Source organism: Arcicella aquatica (assembly GCF_034928825.1).
Classification (GTDB): domain Bacteria; phylum Bacteroidota; class Bacteroidia; order Cytophagales; family Spirosomataceae; genus Arcicella; species Arcicella aquatica.
Window position 1 is genome coordinate 25,445 of sequence record NZ_JAYFUL010000045.1, and the last position, 20,415, is coordinate 45,859.

11 protein-coding genes are annotated in these 20,415 nt (G+C 35.8%); 1 reads left to right on the plus strand and 10 read right to left on the minus strand.

The window, feature by feature from the left end; all coding sequences use genetic code 11:
• Positions 1-69: 69 nt before the first annotated feature.
• From VB264_RS20170 to VB264_RS20215, 10 genes are all read right to left on the minus strand, one after another.
• A complete protein-coding gene (locus tag VB264_RS20170) occupies positions 70-1,632 on the minus strand; it encodes a carboxylesterase/lipase family protein (protein WP_323252355.1) in 1,563 nt (520 codons plus the stop codon).
• Between the two features lie 29 nt (positions 1,633-1,661).
• The gene (locus VB264_RS20175) at positions 1,662-2,543 is read right to left on the minus strand and encodes an alpha/beta hydrolase (protein WP_323252357.1); all 882 of its coding nucleotides are present in this window, start codon (positions 2,541-2,543) and stop codon (positions 1,662-1,664) included.
• Between the two features lie 62 nt (positions 2,544-2,605).
• The gene (locus tag VB264_RS20180; protein ID WP_323252359.1) at positions 2,606-4,174 is read right to left on the minus strand and encodes a glycoside hydrolase family 43 protein; all 1,569 of its coding nucleotides are present in this window, start codon (positions 4,172-4,174) and stop codon (positions 2,606-2,608) included.
• A gap of 75 nt (positions 4,175-4,249) precedes the next feature.
• The gene (locus VB264_RS20185) at positions 4,250-5,926 is read right to left on the minus strand and encodes a glycoside hydrolase family 43 protein (RefSeq protein WP_323252361.1); all 1,677 of its coding nucleotides are present in this window, start codon (positions 5,924-5,926) and stop codon (positions 4,250-4,252) included.
• A gap of 20 nt (positions 5,927-5,946) precedes the next feature.
• A complete protein-coding gene (locus tag VB264_RS20190) occupies positions 5,947-8,406 on the minus strand; it encodes a glycoside hydrolase family 95 protein (protein WP_323252363.1) in 2,460 nt (819 codons plus the stop codon).
• Positions 8,407-8,802: 396 nt separating this feature from the next.
• The gene (locus VB264_RS20195; protein WP_323252366.1) at positions 8,803-10,614 is read right to left on the minus strand and encodes a RagB/SusD family nutrient uptake outer membrane protein; all 1,812 of its coding nucleotides are present in this window, start codon (positions 10,612-10,614) and stop codon (positions 8,803-8,805) included.
• A 14-nt stretch (positions 10,615-10,628) separates the two neighbouring features.
• On the minus strand, positions 10,629-13,778 hold the full coding sequence (locus VB264_RS20200; RefSeq protein WP_323252369.1) for a SusC/RagA family TonB-linked outer membrane protein: 3,150 nt from the start codon (positions 13,776-13,778) through the stop codon (positions 10,629-10,631).
• A 432-nt stretch (positions 13,779-14,210) separates the two neighbouring features.
• Positions 14,211-18,269: a hybrid sensor histidine kinase/response regulator transcription factor gene (locus VB264_RS20205; protein WP_323252371.1), complete on the minus strand. Its 4,059-nt coding sequence runs from the start codon at positions 18,267-18,269 to the stop codon at positions 14,211-14,213.
• Between the two features lie 637 nt (positions 18,270-18,906).
• The gene (locus VB264_RS20210) at positions 18,907-19,374 is read right to left on the minus strand and encodes a DUF6428 family protein (RefSeq protein WP_323252373.1); all 468 of its coding nucleotides are present in this window, start codon (positions 19,372-19,374) and stop codon (positions 18,907-18,909) included.
• Between the two features lie 69 nt (positions 19,375-19,443).
• Positions 19,444-19,773, minus strand: a complete 330-nt coding sequence (locus VB264_RS20215) for an ArsR/SmtB family transcription factor (RefSeq protein WP_323252375.1) — start codon at positions 19,771-19,773, stop codon at positions 19,444-19,446.
• A 126-nt stretch (positions 19,774-19,899) separates the two neighbouring features.
• On the opposite strand from VB264_RS20215, the gene VB264_RS20220 reads away from it, so the two are divergent.
• A complete protein-coding gene (locus tag VB264_RS20220) occupies positions 19,900-20,223 on the plus strand; it encodes an ArsR/SmtB family transcription factor (RefSeq protein WP_323252377.1) in 324 nt (107 codons plus the stop codon).
• Positions 20,224-20,415: the final 192 nt, after the last annotated feature.

The following is a 20,415-nucleotide window of genomic DNA, read 5'->3' on the forward strand; positions in this document are numbered from 1 at the left end:
GCTAAAAGCCAAAAACAATAGCGTATTAATGTAATTATTTTTCATATTCTTTAAATAGTGGCTGATTATTTATTTAGCCCACTTTTTCCCCTCGAATGTACGACGCCATTTATAATATTCATCTAATACTTCCAAAGATTTTTCACTGGGAACTGTACCCATCTTGGAGCTTTGCGAAAAGTGCATTACTGCATGATTAGTTTTAGTATATTGTTGCCAAAGGGGTAAACCTGCTCCATTAGGGTCACCATATTTGGCAAAGTTAGTCCAATAGCTCACCATAGCATCCGATATATTGGCATCCGTAGCAGTGGCTAATTTGCTTTGCGGACTGGTATGCCCAAATACAAAGCCTACGTCGTGCCCGTGTGGTGTGCCTTGTCCGTATTGTGGTGAATTTTCAGGGAAATCAGGATGTTGGTCAAAATAATAATAATACACTTTCGATTTACTGGTATTAGACTGTAAGTTTGCCCAAGCCCAAGTATGCCAGCCAAAAGCGGCATCACGTGCTAAATCTCGGGCAGTTTTAGGTACAGTAGTTTCGTTTACAGGGTATGCTTTTATCAGCTCATCAGCAAACTTTCCATAGCGTTTTTGTACGCCATCAGTATAATCTTTGGGTGTTTTTGGCGGACTAAAACTCAGCCCTTCATCAGAATTATAACCTACTAAAATAGGTGTATGGTTGTATTTACCTTGCTCATAAAGTGTATATTGGTCGTTAGGAATCACATAGCCATCAATAATAGGCCAACCACCAGGCATACCAAAACCTTGCGGAAGTTTTTCAATGTCTATTTTTCTAAGCTCAGCCAACGAACTTGTCCCTGCTTTTTTCATGTACTCTAAACCACTTTGCTCGGCATCTGCCAGTAATTTTTGATTTTCTCCAGGATATGTAGTTACCCTTGCTGGGCCAAAAGAACCACCACTCTGTGAAATAGCCCCATGAAACAGTCCTTTAGCCAAGGGCGAAGCACAAAGCATGCTTACGGCTATGCCTCCTGCTGATTCTCCAAAAATGGTAACTTTAGATGGGTCGCCGCCAAAAGCTGCAATATTACTTTTCACCCATTGCAAGCCCGCTATCATGTCAAGCAAACCATAATTTCCAGACGTTTTTTGAGGGGTTTCGGCACTTAATTCTGGATGTGCTAAAAAGCCCAATTGCCCAACTCGATAAGCAATTGAAACGTATACCACACCTTTTTCTGCCAATTTTTCACCTGAATAAACTCCCTCAGCGGTAGAACCAAAGGCAAAACCACCGCCGTAAATCCATACAATTACAGGTAATTTTTCTTTAGGACTTTTAGCGGGACTCCAAACGTTTAGGTACAAACAGTCTTCACTTTTACCTGATGGTGGGTTTCCACCTTGATAGGGAGCAGGAGCAAAATTCGTGGTTGCTTTTATACCTTCCCAATTGATTGCAGGCTGTGGGGCTTTCCACCTCAACTGCCCGACTGGTGGTTGAGCAAAGGGAATACCACGAAAAACCTGTTGACCGTTTTCAAAAGTACCTTGCACGAGCCCATTTTGGGTTTTTATGGGACTCCACACTTGGGAAAAAGTAGCAAAGCTTATTAGAAACAATGCTGAAATACAGAAAATTAGATATTTTTTCATTGTATTTTTTATGTTAAAAACAGTGAATATTACAACCAACTGTTACGTTTCATCCAGTCGAAAAGTGGTTCCATCCAACCTTTGTGACGAAAAATAAATCCGTGGTCACCTTTCGGGAAAATGTGCATTTCTACCTCAACTTTGTTCTTTCGTAAATTTTCAAAGTATGAAATGCTGTTATCCACATCTACCAGTTTGTCGTCCGCAGCATGAGTCAAATAAGCTGGCGGTGTATTGGCTTTGATTTGCAGTTCGTTAGAGAAAGCTTCAATGTCAGCATCAGTAGGATTTTTGCCGATAAGATTGTCCCGTGAACCGCCATGTGTAAGACCTTCCTTCATACTGATAACAGGGTAAACCAAGATCTGAAAATCGGGTCTTAGGCTAGTGTTATTAGGATTTTCGATATACGATTTTTCGAAATGAGTAGCAGCTGTACTGGCCAAATGTCCACCTGCCGAAAAACCCATAATGCCTATTTTATTTTTATCGATACCATATTTGTCGGCATTTTCTCGGAGAAACTTTATGGCTTGCTGGGCATCCTGTAATGAGCCTACTTTTTTATCTACCATTATGTTATCACTAGGCAACCTATATTTTAGCACAAATGCTGATATTCCCTTGTCTGCTAACGCTTTGGCAGTACTTATCCCCTCGCCATTGTATACAATTACGCTATAGCCACCCCCTGCTACTATTATCACGGAAGTCCCGTTTGGTTTTTCAGGTTTTATGTATTCCAACGTAGGTACGGTTACATCTTTATACATTCCTTTGTCGCCACCAGTTTCGGTTATATTAGTGGCTTTGGCATTGGGAACAGCACCTTCGTATAAAGGGGTAATCTGTTGAGCATTAGCAATATAGTTGCCTAAAACAAGGATAATCGCAAAGAGTTTATTTTTCATTTTTATAGGAAAAAGTTTTTTAATAATATCTAATCTATTTGTTGATACCTTTTTCAGCTATACTAATTTTGTTTTGAAATTTGATTTTCAACCCTAAAAAAGTCAAAATCTGCATATCCGCCTATATTTTTAGTCGCGTAGTTAAATAAGCCAAAACGATACCCCATAAAATGCGGAATAGTATAAGGCATTTTGATAGACCTGCCAATAGGTTGCCAAACTTTCCCATCAAGACTATAAAAGAAATAACCTGTATCCGCACGATTTTTAAAATCGCATTCAGCTTTTAGAAAGATGGTATTTTGCTTTAGGGATACTTTTTGTACCTCAACTGGTTTTCCAGATGAAGCATCATACATTACGATTGATTTTTCTCCATTTTCAATTCTCACACCTACTAAACCAAAGTTTTTTTGCAGTAAACTCAATCCTGCAAAGTCTCCTTCTTTCATTTTTGAAATATCTAAAGATGTAATTCCTGAACAAACTGGTCCGATGGTTCGCTGAGTAAGCGTATTTCTAGCTAAAACAAAACTGCTATCAATTCTGCCTGTTTTTAATCGTAAATATCCTTTTCTTTCAGCAACTGACCACAAATTATTATCAGGATTATGATTCCACTGCCATACTAAAGGCAAACTTAGTTCTCCTTTTTTGCGGGTAAATTCATCGGAAGCGACAATGCCAGGGATTAAACTTCCATTGACTGGAAGGTCTAATTTTTCGGGAACTTTACCATTTTCGCCCAATACTGGCCAACCATCTTCCCATTTTACTGGTACTAAATAGGGAATCCGACCAACTCCACCAAAATCACGAAATAGGTACGAATACCATTTCCCGTCTGGGGTATCAATCAGTCCACCTTGAGCTACGCCCAAATCTTGCAATCCTACTTTACCCTCCCAAGGCCCCGTAATTTTATCAGCTCGGTGAATTACTACAGTACGCATACCGCCACGTGGCCAGCTAATATTGAATAAGTAATATTTACCATTTACTTTAAAGAGCTGAGAACCTTCTGCGGGCAAACCACCGTTGGTTCCTGATGGTGTACTGGCATTTTCGATAATTACTTGTTCCGTACTCCCTTCTTTAACGCCAGAAGCATCAGCATTGAGTTCTACTAATTTGAGCTTACCACTACCATAAATCAAATATGTACGACCATCATCATCAAAAAACAAAGTATGGTCATGATAAGAAGGTCTGAAAGAAATAGCTTTCCAAGAACCTTTTTCAATGTTTTTAGTGGTATAAATATGTGTTTTGCCTGTGGTTTGTGCAAAAGTAGTCAGATAATATATTCCATTATGCAGTCGTAAGCTACTTGCCCATGAGCCTCTGCCATAGGTACTTTTGCCATTAGTTAAATTCAGTTCGTTAACGCTGGCAAGGGTATCGTAAGCATAGCCAACCATTTCCCAATTGACCAAATCTTTTGATTTCATAATAGGCACACCCGGACTCATGTGCATGGTTGTGCTACTCATGTAGTACGTATTTCCCACTCGAATCATAGCCATATCAGGTACATCTGCAAAGATGATAGGATTTTGCGCCTGTTTTACTTGTGCAAATACTTTTTGACTAAATATTAATATAGTCAGGAATAAAAATCTTTTTATCATTTTGTTCAATACTTAAACTGTTAATGAGTACTTGTCTCTCAAGTTTTCAGAAACAACATAATCCCACGTTATTATTTATTTAAACATACTGTCATTACCTGTGTATTTCAGGTATTTAAAAGAGGCAGTATTATTGCTGTCTTCACCCGATGAGGTTGCATACATCCCATAAATACATCCAATAAAACCGCCTGCTGTTTTTGTACTCAAGTATTTTCCATCTACTTTATCTTTGATGAGAGTCCAATTCTCTTTATCAATAGCATAATAAAAACTGTACTTATCTCCTTCCGAGCTGATTCGAAGTTTTACCGCTGCTTGTTTAGGGTTAATAGGTACTTCGGCCAATAAAGTCATGGTTTTATCTTTTGTATTACTTTGAAAAAGTTGTAATACATTCTTTCCTTCTACAATTGATTTACCTAAAAAATAAAAGTGCGTTTCATTCTGAAAAATCACTAACCCTGCTTTTTCATTTTCCTTTGTTGCAGAAAATGTCAAGGCTGTTTCGGCTGTGCTGTAAAGATGTTGCTGGCGTTTTCCGATAAAAGATGGATTGGCAAAATCCATTACTGTTGCTGCTTTTAGCTTTAGTGTTAAACCTTTTTTAGGAGAAACTGCAAAAGAACTTGAATCAACTGTTCGCATGAACAAAAGTGATGGGTCTAATTTTTTGTCGAAATTGAATGTATAAGTAAAATTACCCGATTGTGGCAATGCTTCTTTTTGTTTTTCCTCCTTAAAATCAGTAGTATAGCTGTATTTTATTTCCTTGCTATCAGGATTGATAATTGGCCATTCATCTTTCCATGCTACTGGAGCAATAAATGTTTCCCGTCCTGTATTATAATAATCTCCTTCATAAGGACGAACAGCTAGAAAAATAGCATAAGTCTTGCCATCTGGTCCATCGACAAACTGCGCATGACCAGCTGAAGTAATAGGGTCTTTGCGGTTTTCAGGTAAATCTCTTTGTGTTAAAATAGGATTATTTTCATAAGGGATGTATGGTCCCCCAACAGATTTACTTCTGAGTATAACTTCTGAGTGATTGACAGAAGTACCACCTTCTGCGGCATACAAGTAATACCAACCAAAACGTTTCATAATATGTGGTCCTTCAATCCATACGGGTTTTTTGCTGATGTCTACTCCTCCGTTTACTAACTGTTGTTCTTCCCCTGTAACTTTTAGGTTTTTATAGTCAAATTCATACATACGAATAGTACGATGTCCTGAATAAAGCGGTTTGTAATTAGGTGCGTCGCTATTATAAACGATATAGGCTTTGTCTGTTTCTTCATCAAAATAAAGCGAAGGGTCTATTCCTTTTACCTCTGGCAGTTTTACGGGATTACTCCATGGCCCAGCGGGGTTGTTTGCAGTTACCACAAAATTTCCGTCGTGGTCAATATCAGTACAGGTCACGTAAAAAACGCCTTTATAGTAATTAATAGCAGGCGCAAATAGTCCACGAGTCATGCGCTCGCCCATAAAATCCATTTGCGATGGGCGGTCAATTACATTACCAATTTGTTTCCAATTTTTAAGGTCACGACTGTGCATAACTGGAATGCCAGGGAAATACGAAAAGGTAGAATTGATAAGGTAATAGTTTTTTCCTACTTGTACAATACTTGGGTCAGGGTAGAAACCCGTCATGATAGGGTTTACTAACGTTGTTTTTTGTGCGTTTGTGATATTGATTATGATCAAATATGTCAGTACTAAAACGAATATTCTTATTTTCATGATAATAAAATTTCAAAGATTTATTTTGTTGAAAAAGTATAGATTTTACCCTTTTGTGTTGGTATATCAAAAAGTACCGTTTCTTTCAATTCAAGGGGTTTAATAGTTGATTTTTCAGAAATAATCGGACTTGGAATTTCTTCTAATTGATAAAATGGATTAGGGTTTTTTCCCAAAGCTTTACTCAAAGTAGCTCCTGTGCTTGATTTTAATTGATTAGGCAATCTCAAACGAAGGTTTCCTCCTAAAGTAGATTTTATTACTACTTTAGTAAGTTTGGCATCTTTCCATTGCATTTCTACTACTTCAAATCCCCCTTTAGCACGAAGTCCTCGAATAGAACCTTCCGTCCAAACGTCGGGAAGAGCAGGCAATAAATGTAGCGCATCGTCGGCACTTTGCATGAGCATTTCAGTAATCCCAGAAGTACAGCCAAAATTACCATCAATCTGGAATGGAGGATGCGCATCAAATAAATTGTTGTAAGTACCCCCACCTTCGGCATTTACGCCCAATGGTGTAAGCTGGTTTTTAATTAATTGATAGGCATGATTTCCATCTTGCATTTTTGCCCACCAATTTACTTTCCAGCCCATGCTCCAACCTGTGGAAACATCACTACGCTGCATAAGCGTATTTTTGGCTGCTGCAAATAATTCAGGTGTTCTGTAGGCCGATATTTGATTGGATGGAAACAAACCGTACAAATGCGAAATATGACGATGGTGGTCATTAGGCTCATCTACATCATCGAGCCATTCTTGTAATTGATTATGCTTACCGATGTGCATTGGGGCTAATTTACTACGCATTTGCTTAAGGGTATCCACAAAGGCATGGTCTTTACTAAGGGCTTCGGCGGCTCTTATGGTCGTACTAAATACATCATAAACAATTTGATTATCCATCGTTGTACCCGCATCTAAAGAAGACCCCTCATGCGCTCCTGGGGCATTCTCGGGTGAGTTAGCGGGTGATACCACAAGCCAATGGTATTTAGGATGTTCTACTAAAAAATCAACGTAAAATGTAGCTGCCCCTTTTAAAATAGGATATACTGATGTTAAATATTTTTTATCTCCATTGTATAAATAATGTTCCCAAAGGTGCTGGCTTAGCCAACCCCCTCCAGCATTCCAAACGCCCCAAAATGCGCCATCTACAGCACCATTAGTGCGCCAAATATCTGTGTTATGGTGTGCCATCCATCCACGAGCACCATACATAACTTTTGCTGTTTCTTTGCCTGTCTCTGATAATTCTCTTATCAGTTTGATTAAAGGCTCGTGCAATTCAGAAAGATTGGTTTTCTCAGCAGGCCAATAATTCATCTCAGTATTGATGTTGATGGTATATTTACTGTCCCATGCTGGACGTAGTTTATTATTCCAAATACCTTGTAAGTTGGCTGGCTGTCCGCCTGGTTGTGAAGAGGAAATCAATAAATACCTTCCATATTGATAATATAGTGTAACAAAATGAGGGTCATAAGCCTTACTGAATTTTTTCAAGCGTTCATCAGTAGGCAATTTTACGGCATCTGTTGTCCCCAAATCCAGTTTTACTCTATTAAAATATTTTTGATAGGCCGCTATATGGCCATTTACAATGGCATCATAAGGTTTTGATAAAGCTCTATTCAAATATTCTGAAGCTCTTTTATTTTCGTCGGCACTTATATCATCATACTTGTTAAAATTGGTAGCAATCGAAATAAAAATCGTTGCCACATTTGCATCTTTCACCGATATAGAACTATCGGTAGTGGTCATACTTCCTCCTTCAATGTTGAATTTTGTTATTCCTTTGAGCCTAACCAAGCCTTTTACGCCTTCATGGTCGGAGGTAGTGGCTGATAAAGTAAGTTCTTTGGTTGGTGTTGTGGCTATTGATTTTTTAGTGTGTGGTGAAGAATATGTGGCTGTAAATGAAATACTATTAGCTTTGTTGGCTGTAAGCCTCAATACAATTACTCTATCAGGAAAAGAAGCTAAGGCTTCACGGGTATATGTAACATCTCCGACCGAATAAGTGGTCGTAGCAATTGCTTTCTCAATATCTAACGCTCGATGATAATTTGTATATTTTTGGTGTCCCTCAAAAGTAAGATGTAAGTTGCCAACAGGCTGAAATATCTGTCCATGCGATTTTTTAGTAATAATTGACTGATTCGTTAATTTTTCAGCTTCTTTGTATTTACCTTCAAAAATCAATTTTCTGATAGCTTGTAATGCTCCTAAAGCGTCGGGGTTATCATTGCGATTGGGACTACCACTCCAGACGGTATGCTCATTAAGCTGTATAGTTTCTTTTTCAACATTCCCATAGACCATTGCTCCTAAAAATCCATTTCCAATAGGCAGTGCATTTTCCCAAGTATTTCCCGAAGGTTGGTTATACCATAGCTTTAATTGCGATTTATTTTGTGAAAAGCAATGTGTGACTGATAAGAGTAAAAGTACTAAGTAAATTTGTTTCATAAATATTGAGCTTGTTTGAGTATTAGCTTTTATTGATTCTACACCCGTATATGTGTGTTCGGTAATGAATATACGTGTACAGACGACATCACGCTTTTTTGATGGTGTAAAGTAAGCAAATCAATAAAAAATTGAGTAGCACAAATTGGCAAATATGCCTTCAAAATGTTCAATAGGTATGAAATTTTCAAATTAATATAAATAATATTATAAAATGGGCTCTGTATAGGTAAAAATCAAATAGGTTTTTTATAAAATATACTATTGGGACAACATAAAACTATGCTCTATTATCGCTAATTATCCTTAATATTTAAAAGTATTTTAAGCGTTAATCCCTCAAATAAAAGACTGCTCCAAATAAAAATATGGAGCAGTCTAGTCATCAATTAAGTCTTAATAACCTGGATTTTGTGTAAATGCAGGACCTTCTACCGTACGATCTATTTCAGTTTGTGGAATTGGTCTCAAAACATGGAAATCTTTTATATAAGGACTAGCCTCATTATTCCAAAGTTTTATACGTTTAACCAATGTCTTGGTACGTACTAAGTCATGGAATCTCATCCATTCGCCAAATAATTCACGGCTTCTCTCATCCAAAATAAAGTCGACAGTTACATCTGCTTCTTTGATTAACATAGCATCGGCTGCTGCTGCATTTTGAGCTGCGGAATTAGTCTTACGATATGCTGCTCTTTGACGTAGTACATTTAATAGTTCGGCAGCTTTTGCTTTATTACCTGATTGAAGGTAAGCTTCTGCACCTACAAGATATACTTCTGCAAAGCGTGTAATCACAACTGGACGAGTTGAAGGGTCATTGAAATTGCTTCCTCGGCTTGGATCCATGTGTTTCTTTATTGCAGGATAAACATCTGATTTCCAAAGGCTTGGTGGAACAATAATTCCTTTAAATGGTCTTGTGCCATTGAATTGTGGAGCTCCAACAACCTCAAAGTCTGGAAGCCAAACCGCAGTATCAACACCTATTTGTGTGGTATAACCAATTCCTCTTTTGTTATTGGCAGCTGTCACAGTATTCGTAATTGATTGATTAGCAATATACACGGTATAAAATGTATTCGCGAATCTTGAATCAATATCTCTTTTTACAAAAGCTTGGTCAAGAAAATAATTCTTCCCAGCAACGTCTCCAGTAGCTTGTTTAACGCTATTAGGACGAATACGTTGATATGGGCGACCATAATATGAATCACGAACCATCAATGAAGTACCTGAATTCACCAAAACACCACTCGCATTCACAGTTGAGTTAACGCCACTATTATTAGGGTAATTCCAGTTTGTAAACCAAGGTGTAAGATTTTGTGCGGCACCACCACTAGAACCACCACCCACAGAATAATATCCAAATTTTGCATCATTTGAGTGGTCACTTACAAACATCGTTTCTTTACCATAGTCATTAGCAGGTACGAAGGCATCACCGAAATCCTGCCATAAATCCAATCCGTATGTTGCCTTATTAGCAATTATATCACTTGATATTTTGGCAGCTTCCGCAAAGTCTGTTTGCGAATTTGTCAACCATCCACGTGTAAGGTATGCTTTAGCCAAGAAGAACAGAGCAACAGGCTTAGTTGCTGCTTTCCCTAGGAATGGAGCGGTTGGCTTATCCGGTAAATCAGCAGCAGCTTCAGTTAAATCCTTAATGATTAGCTTATAAACTTCTGCTGCTGGGTCTCTTTTTGCAGCTTGAGAAGGAACTGTTATAAATTCAGTATGTAAAGGCACATCTCCCCACGTCTGAACTAAATATAAATACCAAAATGCTCTTAAAAACTTAGCTTGCGCAAGATATTGTTTTTTAGTTGCGTCTGGTAGGTCAATAGCTTGACCAAATTTCAATACACCATTTAGTGTATTAATAGATGTAAATGATGATCCCCATGCCGAACCAAAGTTAGTACCATTGAGTCCGTTGAAAGTATGAACAGGACCACCCCCGCTACTTGCACCTTGAATAAACTCATCAGTTCCTGCTTGCATTTCTGAAGAGAAACCTTCAGTACCCCATTGGTTACGAATTTCATTATACACCCCTGCAATACCTCCAAGTACTCCCGCTGGACTATTGAAATATGAAGGTACGATTTGCGATTGTGGGTGTTCTTCAAGTATTTTTTCACAACCTAAACTTAAAAATAAAGTACAGGCTAGTATGGAAATTTTTATTTTTTTCATGTCGTTATCAATCATTAAAATTTAAGATTTACGCCTAAAGTAAATTGACGTACTGGCGGATTATTTAGGTTTACACTAATTACACGGTTAAAATTACCGCCCTGAATTGTATTCCCATATCCATTTCCTTCTGGGTCAATCGCAAGTTTATCTTTTACTAATGGTGAATAAAGGATAAATGGATTTGTTGCATTCACGTATATACGAGCAGAACTAATGCCAAGTCTACTAAGTATTTTTGTAGGTACAGTATAGCCAAAATTAATACTTCTCACTTTTATAAATGAACCATCTTGGTATTGTGTTGTAGATGTAAAGTCTCTTACACCACCCCCTGCATTTGGTCTAGGGAAAGCATTTGTTGGGTTTTCTGTTGTCCAATAATCCATTACTAATTGGTTAGAACGGCCTTGGTTAAGGAATCCAAATCCAGAACCACCACCAGATGTTCCTGCCAAATAAGGAACTAATACTTTCATACCCATACGTGCGTATGTAACGATTGATAAATCAAACCCTTTAAAACTAATTCTATTGGTAAAGCCACCTTCCCATTTTGGTTGGAAGTTACCAATAACTTTGCGGTCATTAGCATCAATTTTACCATTACCATCTACGTCTTCAACCCTAATTTCTCCTGGTACTTGTACTGGCGAGGTTTGTTTTGCCAACGTACCGTTGTCTTTATCTGATTGTTGCCATATCCCGATTTTGTTGTAGTCATAGATAACTGTGAGGGGTTGTCCAACAAACCAAAAGTTTCCTTTATTATCTAATTCAGACGGAGTTGTAAGCTGAGTAATTTTTTCACGATTAAAGAAATAGGTTACGTCAGTACTCCAATTAAAGCCATTTTTATTTCTAACAATATCGAATATTAAAGAAGATTCAAACCCACTTCCTTCAGTTTTTCCTAAGTTTTTCAAGGCAGAACCTGCTCCGTTACTTTGAGGAAGGTTTACAGAAAGCAAAATGTCTTTCGTATTTTGTTTATAAACATCAAATGAACCCGTGATTCGGTTATTTAATAACCCAATTTCCAAACCAAAATCAGATTGTGATGTTGATTGCCAGCCTAAATTGCTTGCAGGTAAACTTGTTACTGTATAGGCAAGTGCTTGTCCAGCAGTTGTAGTACCAAAGTTATAATATCCAGAAGACAATGCACCTAAAGTTGCATAAGCATCTACGTTACGGTTACCAGAAATTCCCCAACCACCTCTTAGTTTTAAGTTAGAAAAGACGGGAAGGTCTTTCATAAATGGCTCATCAATAATATTCCAACTCAAACCAATGGCAGGATAGTTAAAATACTGATTCCCTGGAGATAATGTAGAAGAACCATCTCTACGGAAAGTAGCTGTAAGCGTATATTTATCATTGAACGTATAGTTCAAACGTGCCATATAAGACACTAATCCTGTTTCTCCGAAAGAGTTACCAAAACTAGTATTAGCAGTCACTGCTCCAGATGCCAAAGTAAAGTTTGCAGTTTGAATATAATCGGCTGGTACGCCTTTTACATTAAAATTGCTACCTAAATTATGGTTTTTTGTAATTTCATATAGCGCAGTTAACCCTATTTTATGTTTTTGAGCAAAAACTTTATCGTAATATAATAAGTGCTGTAAGTTCACATCCCAATACTCTGTATTTCTAATATCTGCACTTGATACACTTTGATCTGTTCCTGTGTTAACAAATGTATTCGGAGGGCTATAACCATTAAAATGTACTTGGCTAAAGTTAAGACCAGCATTGAAGCGGTACCTAAGCCCATCCATGATATTTACTTCTGCATACAAGCTATTGAAAGTTCTTAAAGAACGCTCATTTGAAAGTATATCAGCTCCACGAGAGATAAGCGTCAAGGGGCTAACAGCTTGAGCTTCGATTGTACCTTTTTTAGGGTTTAAGTTTACAGACCCATCAGTATTATAGGCAGAAACTAATGGAGAAAGACGTACCAGTTCTGTTGGAATACCACCACCCGCAGGGTCGTTCTTATGTGTCAAGGTATTAATTGTATTTAACCCAATTTTTACATGCTTCCCAATTTTTTGGTCTAATGTTGCACGTATAGTCGCACGGTCAAAGTTTTGGTTTGGCAAAATTCCCGTTTCGTTGAAATAGCCAATCCCCATCCCATATTGTGTATTTTCTACCCCACCTTGTAAACCAAGTTGATGACTAGTATTAAACCCTTGTTTGTACAATAAATCCTGCCAATCCGTTGAAACGCCAGCAGCTAAATTCGCTTTTTCCTCATCTGTTAGCGGGTAAGCCGTTGTTCCTGCACCTTGGGTATTATAAGCTGCTGATAAATCTTTGAACTTTGCATATTGTTCTCCATTCATCACATTGTACTTGCCCATCATATTCGTAATTCCATGATACCCATCATAAGTTAATACAGGCTTTCCAATTTTACCTCTTTTGGTCGTTACTAAAATAACCCCACCCGCACCACGCGAACCATAAATTGCCGTTGCAGAGGCATCTTTAAGAATTTCAATATTTGAAATATCATCTGGATTAATATCATTTAGTCCGCCATAAGGAATACCATCAACCACCACTAAAGGTCCATCAAGTCCGTCGCCATTACCAGTTGTCAGTGAGCGATTACCACGAATACGAATCGACGCTTGACTACCTGGAGTAGAACCATTACTTACGATTGATACCCCTGCTGCTCTACCCTTTAAAGAGTTTAAAAGGTTTGGTGCTGGTACTTCTTTTAGGGTTGCCTCGCTAACCGAAACAACTGAACCAGTTATGTCTCTTTTCTTTTGAGTACCATAACCTACAACGATAACTTCGCCCAACTCTCTGTTATCAGTAAGTAAGGTAACATCAATGACGGTTTTTGTACCAACGCTAATTTCTTGTTTTATATACCCAACACTTGTAATAACAATCGTAGCATTTTTAGGCAAATTATTAAAGATATACTCCCCATTGCTATTAGCAACCGTACCGATGTTTGTTCCTTTAATTAAAATTGAGGCTCCGGGTATTTCCTTCCCTGCATCTGTTGTAATACGCCCTTTCAGGGTTTGAGCACTCAGCGTAATACTTGAAATACAAAAGAAAATAATATACATCATAATAGTGTATAGTTTCTTTTTCCTTTGTAAGATTGGATAGTTGAATTGTTTCATAATGAATTAGGATATGATTGTTTTAATAAAAAATAACACTTAATTGCTGTCAATGGTAGTTTTGACGGTGTAAAGTAAAAAAAATGAAAAACAAATATTTAGCACTAATCGTTAGATATGCATTTAAAATGTTTAATTGTATAAAAAAATGTCAATTTGACACATTTATAATCATATAATATCCCTATTTCGAGGTAATATCCCGTCTAAAAAGTAAAAAATAGGGTTTAATTGCCCATTTTTAAATAGTACATGAATAAAGTATAAGTCTGAAATCCTTATCTTGGTTTATATGATACGCTCAAAATTGTTATTGAAGTGAAAGGGATTATATGTAGCAAAGTTATAAAATTAGAAGGCACCACTGACTCAGGGTGGGATACCACTCTGGGCTAGTAGTGCCTTGAAATGTCTTCAACTAATAAAGTAGCTTTATTTTCCTCTTTTTAACTTAATGTATTCAGTAGGCGAGATTTCGTATTTGATTTTAAAAGCACGCGTAAAATAGTTTGGATTTGAAAAGCCCGCTTCGTACGCAATTTGCGAAATTTTCATATCACTTTTTTCAAGCAATGGCAACGCTTTAGTCAATTTAATTGAACGGATATACTCTATTGGGGTTTCACCTGTAATCTTCAAGAGTTTACTATAAAGCGTCCCTCTACTCATATTCATTTTCTGGCTTAACTCTTCAATTGATAGCTCAGAATCATGAATGTGTTCATCAATGTATTTGTTTATTTTTAATAAAAATTTTTCGTCTTCCAAAACAACCTCTGTTTCAGATGTTTCAATATTAATTTGCTTTTTATATGTATTTTTGAAAGTACTGTTCAGTTTTAAAAGGTTGTCTATTTTAATACTAAGCACCTCGAAACTGAATGGCTTAGTCAAATAGTCATTTGCCCCTGTTTTAAGCCCTTCTAGCTGTTCTACTTCATCTGTCAAAACAGTTAAGAGTATAACGGGAATGTGCTTTGTCCTTTCATCTTTTTTTATTTTGTTAACCATTTCTATTCCATCCATATTGGGCATATTAACATCACTCACAATGATTTCTGGATGCGATGATAATGCCTTTTGCCACCCCTGTTTCCCATCTGCGGCTTCGATGATTTTATATTTTGATTTTAAGCTTTCCCTTAAGAATATACGTAGGTCGTAACTATCGTCAACAATCAAGACTACAGGTTTTTCGGTAACCTCGATTTCATCCTCACTCTTTTCTATATACGACAAGCTTTCAGATTCAATTTTTTCGTCCTCTTTATTGGTTTGGTTAATTTTTTGTTGTTCTTTAAAAAAAGGGAAATATAGCGTAAAAACACTTCCCTTATATTCTTCACTTGCTAATTTGATGGTTCCGCCATGTAACTTAACAAACTCCTGAGCAATAGATAAACCAATTCCGCTACCTTGGTTAAGAATGTGAGATGGACTACTTACTTGGAAAAACCTTTCAAAAACTTCTGCCTGCATATGATGGGGTATACCAATGCCAGAATCGCCTATGATTAGTTCGATACCATTATTTGATATAGATTTGACATGACAATACACATTACCATTTTCATTCGTAAACTTTATTGCATTTGAGAGTAAATTTATCAAAATACGCTCCATTTTATTTTTATCAAAATAAGTAGTATACTCATCAATGTTACTTGCAAATTCAAGATGAATGTTTTTTTGAGACGCAATATACTTAAATGAGTCAAAGATTTCCTTCACCAATGGAACAAGGTCTTGTAGCACTGAATTTAACTTGAGTTCATTTTCCTCAATTTTCCTAAAATCAAGTAATTGATTAACAAGATTCAAAAGTCTTTTTGAATTTCTATTGATAAGATTGAGCATTTCAATTTTATCATTGTTTTTCTCACGAAACAAAAGATTCTCGACTGGATTCAAAATTAAAGTAAGTGGAGTTTTCAATTCATGACTCAAATTGGTCAAGAATTTAATTTTAAGTTGTTCCAATTCCATCCTACGCTCCGCCTCTGTTCTCTCCTGTTCAAGTGCAAATTCATTTTTTAATTTTTGTACTCCCCTTCTCCTTATCACCCATAAAGTAAATATCAATACTGCCAAATACATTATATAAGCATAATAAGTACGCCAAAATGGTGGATGTACATTAATAAGAATGGTTTTTTCGGGAGTTTGCCAAGTTCCATCCTCACTTTTTACTTTCAACCTAAAAATATATTTCCCAGGGTCTAGGTTGGTATAAACGGCCGTCGTCACTGAGCCTACATTGTTCCATTCTTTATCAAAGCCCTCAAGCTGATAAGTATATTGGTTTTCATGCGGAGCAGTGTAATTTAAAGCGACAAAGTCTAAAGAAAAATTTTGTTTATAGCTTAAGTTGATTTCTTTGGCTAAAGTAATATCCTCTTTAAGTTCGCTATTTTCAGTAGGGTTAGCTCGTTTATTATTGATTTTTATATCGGTAATTACAACCGACGGAGTTTTAGTATTTTGAAATAATTGAATAGGGTTGAAAAAATTAAAGCCATCAAGCCCCCCAAAATACATTTCTCCTGTCTTTGATTTGATTCCAGCACCTATATTGAAGGTTGTATTTTGAATACCATTTCGATAAGTAAAATTCTTAAACCTTTTTTTACTTAAATCAAACATCGAAATTCCTTTATTAGTACTAAGCCACAACTTTCCACCGTCGTCTTCTAATATTTTATAAATAACATTATTAGAAAGTAAGTGTTCTTCTCCATATTGCTCAAATTTCCTTCTTTTTTTATCGTACAAACACAATCCTTCTCCCCACACACTCACCCATGTTCTATCGTGTTTGTCTGAGTAAATACTTAGTATTCTATGGATGGGGAAATTTTCATTCTTTTGATTAAATGCACTCAATGTCTGTTTGTCTGCATTATAAATAATAAGACCACTTCCATTTGAGCCTACCCAAATATTTCCTTCTTTATCTTCTTCTATGGCTGTAATGTAACTATTTAAGGTGTACTGTTTTTTAAGGTGTTCATCAAGTATATTCTTGAAAGGAACAAATGTACTTGACTGGGCTAAACAGACATACAAGCCTGCGCCATTTGTACCAACCCATAGGTTTCCCTTCGAATCTGCCTTTATGCAATTAATCACGATAACAGATTTATTCAATTTGTCTTTAATAGCAAACAAGGGTTTTGTTTGGTGCGTTTTTTCATTGATACTAACGATGCCATCGCTGCTAGTGCCAATAATCAAATCGTCTCCTTTTTTTTCTAAAGCCGAAATATTTTTAATCTTTCCTTGGGGAGAGTAAATAGGAACATCATGAAAAACGTTTTTTTTAGCATCAAAAATATTAAGCCCTCCCCCATCTGTACCAACATAAAGATTCCCAGAAGCACCTTCTGCAAAAGCCATTACAGAAGGTCCTTTTAATCCATATGTTTCATTGGGCAGGTGGAATCTATGCTGAAAAAAGGCTAAATTTTTATCATATTTATTTACGCCCCCGTTGACGGTAGCAAACCAACTTATACCGTCTTTCCCAATATAAATATCTTTTACCTTATAGCCAGCAAAGCTTCCAAAGGGATTATTTTTATCTGGTAAAAGGCTTTTTATCCTAAATGCTTTATGAGTTGTAATATCAAAAATAGACAAGCCGTTTTCTGTACCAATCCAAAGGTTATCATTGGAATCAAAAATAATCTTATTAATGATGTTATTGCTAATCGTTAACTCGTCAGACTCAATACTCTTAAAACGCTCAATCTTTCGTGTGGTAAGATTCATTACATTTAAACCTAAGTTAGTACCTATCCATAAGTTACCATTTCGGTCTTCCGTAATCGCTCTAACGTTATTATCAGAAAGTGAATTAGGGTTATTGTTTTGGTGAACATACTTTTTTATTACTTCCTGATTGTGATTGAGCAAATATAAACCTGATTGTGCTCCCACCCAAATTTGTTTTTTTCTATCTTCAAATATGCAATAAACCAATTCTGAAGCTACATTTTTTGTAGCTATTTTATGAGTATTAAAAGCCTTCGTTTTTAGTGTTTTAGTATTAAAATAAAAAAGTCCATTGTATGTGCCAACCCATATATTACCCAAATGATCAGAAGATAGCGTATGTATCCAGCCTGTTTTTGTAAAATCAAAATTGGTGAATTTGTCTGAACTCCTATTATATAATGCCAACGTTAGCTTAGTTCCTATCCATATATTTCTATTTTTATCTTCAGTAATACCCATTACTTCTCCTCTTCCTATACTTTCTTTTTCATTTTGTTTATGCCTATAAACGGTAAAATTTTGTCCATCAAATTTATTAAGTCCGTCTTCAGTACCAAACCACATAAAGCCTAATTTATCTTTATAAATAGCATAAACTGTATTTGAAGCAAGCCCATCTTTGCTATTAATATTGATAAAGTTATAGTTTTTTACTTGTCCAAAAGATTGTTGGAACAGCAAAAGTAAAAAAATAAAGAGGTATTTATTTGTCATGATTAATCACGTTATTCATTCAATAATAGGAATACTATCTTTCTGAAAGACAGTATTTAAAAGAAGCTATATAAAACAACAAATAATTATCAATCTTAAATATTGATTACATAAACTAAAAATGAAATGTGTAAAATAGACACAAATGTAAGAATACATATCAAAACACTCATCTTATTGTTTAAAATAATATTATAAAAATATAATTTTATATCTTTTCCAGCATATATAAATCTTATTTTTTCCTTTTTCTCAAGGAAAATGTGCGTTTAACCAAAACTTCTACAGCGTTTTTGCTAATTAAAGCACTTATAAAGATTCTGTCCAAATAGGTTGGTTTAATAAGAGTTCAGTTCGATAATGTAAGAGAAATAGTGCTTTACATATATTTCTGTAGAGTAGATATGTTTTTGCGTTAAGAAAAACCAGCGCTCTACGGAATTATAGACGGACAAAATTGTGTGAGACGTAGATGATAGAGACAGGGATTATTAGTAGTTAATGAGTATATTAAAATTCAATATGAGATTATACAAAAGAAAAATATCATTCTTAGCGAGTTACTTAAGTACTTCGCTAAGAATAAAACAAATGGAACATTAGAAAGATAGGATACTTGATTACAAAAATCAATGCTTTAACAACAACCTGAATTAGGAGTACAACAAGCGTTACTTTTTAATTCTCCCAAGTTTATTTTTTGTTTTTCAGTAGGAATGCCACAAGCATCATTTGCCAAACATGCTGTTTGTTTATTCTTTAAAATAAAATGGTTTCCATTAAATGCTAAGGCATATTTACAGATAGTTTCGGCTTGATATTCTACTTCTATTTCAGCATCCTCGATACCTAATTTTTCTTCAGAAAGCTTGATGATGTTAAGTAGTTTAGTTGGTTTCAATCTATGCTCATAATCATTTGCATCCCATAGTTGGAAATTGATTACCTTCTCATTTCTTATCGTTCCACCACAATCAATAAAATGTTTTGTAATCATGCCTATTTCTGTCACGTGAAAATGTTCTGGCACAAATGTGCCACCCTCTAATTGAAACTCCACATTATTCAATGTTGGTAAGATTTCTTTGATGTTTGATAATTTCATAAACCGTCGATTATTAAGTATAAATGTTATATTGCAATATTACGATATTAAAAATCTAAAAAAAATGCATTAACAGCATTCATTAACGTTTACATTTTGTTCAAAAAACAGAGTAAACAACTCTTGAACCTCATGCCATTTTTTTTCTTCTATACAATAGCAAACAGATTTTCCTTCAATGGTTCCCTGAATGATACCAATGTTTTTCAACTCCTTTAAATGTTGAGAAATAGTTGCCTGCGCTAATCCTAATTCATCAACTAAATCATTACAAATACAGGCTTTCTGATTGATAATATGCTGAAGTATTGCTATCCTTGCAGGATGCCCTAGCACTTTAAACAGTGATGCCAAGTTGTTTTGCTCGTCTGTAAATATCTCTGATTTAGTAAGTCCCATTGATTATATATTATTGTATCGCAATATTACGATAATAGTAATAATTCTGCAATAGTTTTATAATTTTTTTGAAAAAAATATGTAGTCTAATAACTACATGTATATTTGTAGTCAAATAACTACATAATGAATTTACGCAGAGATGTCTTTCAGGCAATTGCCGACCCGACTAGAAGAACCATATTGTTATTGGTGGCTTCTCAATCAATGACAGCAGGTGCGATAGCCTCAAATTTTGAAACTGCCAGACCGACTGTTTCAAAACACCTACAGATACTGGTCGAGTGTGAATTGCTTGAACAAGAACAAAATGGTAGAGAAATTTACTATCGCTTGAATCCAGAAAAAATAAAAGTAATCGCAGACTTTATAGAACCATTCCGCACAATGTGGGATGATAGGTTTAATAAGTTAGAAGCCCTCATGAAAGGCTATCAATCAAAGGAATAAAATAATATGGAACCCAAAACAAAAATCACTGCTGAAGAGGGCAAACAAGAGTTAATGGTTATAAGAGAATTTGTGTGCTTGCCTAAAATAGGTTGACAAAAAATCAACTTATTTATGAGCAAATCGAAATCAGATTCTAAAAAAAGTACAAATTTAAAGATTCGTCAACGACGGATTTTTAGTGAATCGTTC

Coding starts and splice junctions, on each gene's coding strand:
- VB264_RS20170 (WP_323252355.1), bottom strand. CDS start 1,632: ATGAAAAAATATCTAATTTTCTGTATTTCAGCATTGTTTCTAATAAGC.
- VB264_RS20175 (WP_323252357.1), bottom strand. CDS start 2,543: ATGAAAAATAAACTCTTTGCGATTATCCTTGTTTTAGGCAACTATATT.
- VB264_RS20180 (WP_323252359.1), bottom strand. CDS start 4,174: ATGATAAAAAGATTTTTATTCCTGACTATATTAATATTTAGTCAAAAA.
- VB264_RS20185 (WP_323252361.1), bottom strand. CDS start 5,926: ATGAAAATAAGAATATTCGTTTTAGTACTGACATATTTGATCATAATC.
- VB264_RS20190 (WP_323252363.1), bottom strand. CDS start 8,406: ATGAAACAAATTTACTTAGTACTTTTACTCTTATCAGTCACACATTGC.
- VB264_RS20195 (WP_323252366.1), bottom strand. CDS start 10,614: ATGAAAAAAATAAAAATTTCCATACTAGCCTGTACTTTATTTTTAAGT.
- VB264_RS20200 (WP_323252369.1), bottom strand. CDS start 13,778: ATGAAACAATTCAACTATCCAATCTTACAAAGGAAAAAGAAACTATAC.
- VB264_RS20205 (WP_323252371.1), bottom strand. CDS start 18,269: ATGACAAATAAATACCTCTTTATTTTTTTACTTTTGCTGTTCCAACAA.
- VB264_RS20210 (WP_323252373.1), bottom strand. CDS start 19,374: ATGAAATTATCAAACATCAAAGAAATCTTACCAACATTGAATAATGTG.
- VB264_RS20215 (WP_323252375.1), bottom strand. CDS start 19,773: ATGGGACTTACTAAATCAGAGATATTTACAGACGAGCAAAACAACTTG.
- VB264_RS20220 (WP_323252377.1), top strand. CDS start 19,900: ATGAATTTACGCAGAGATGTCTTTCAGGCAATTGCCGACCCGACTAGA.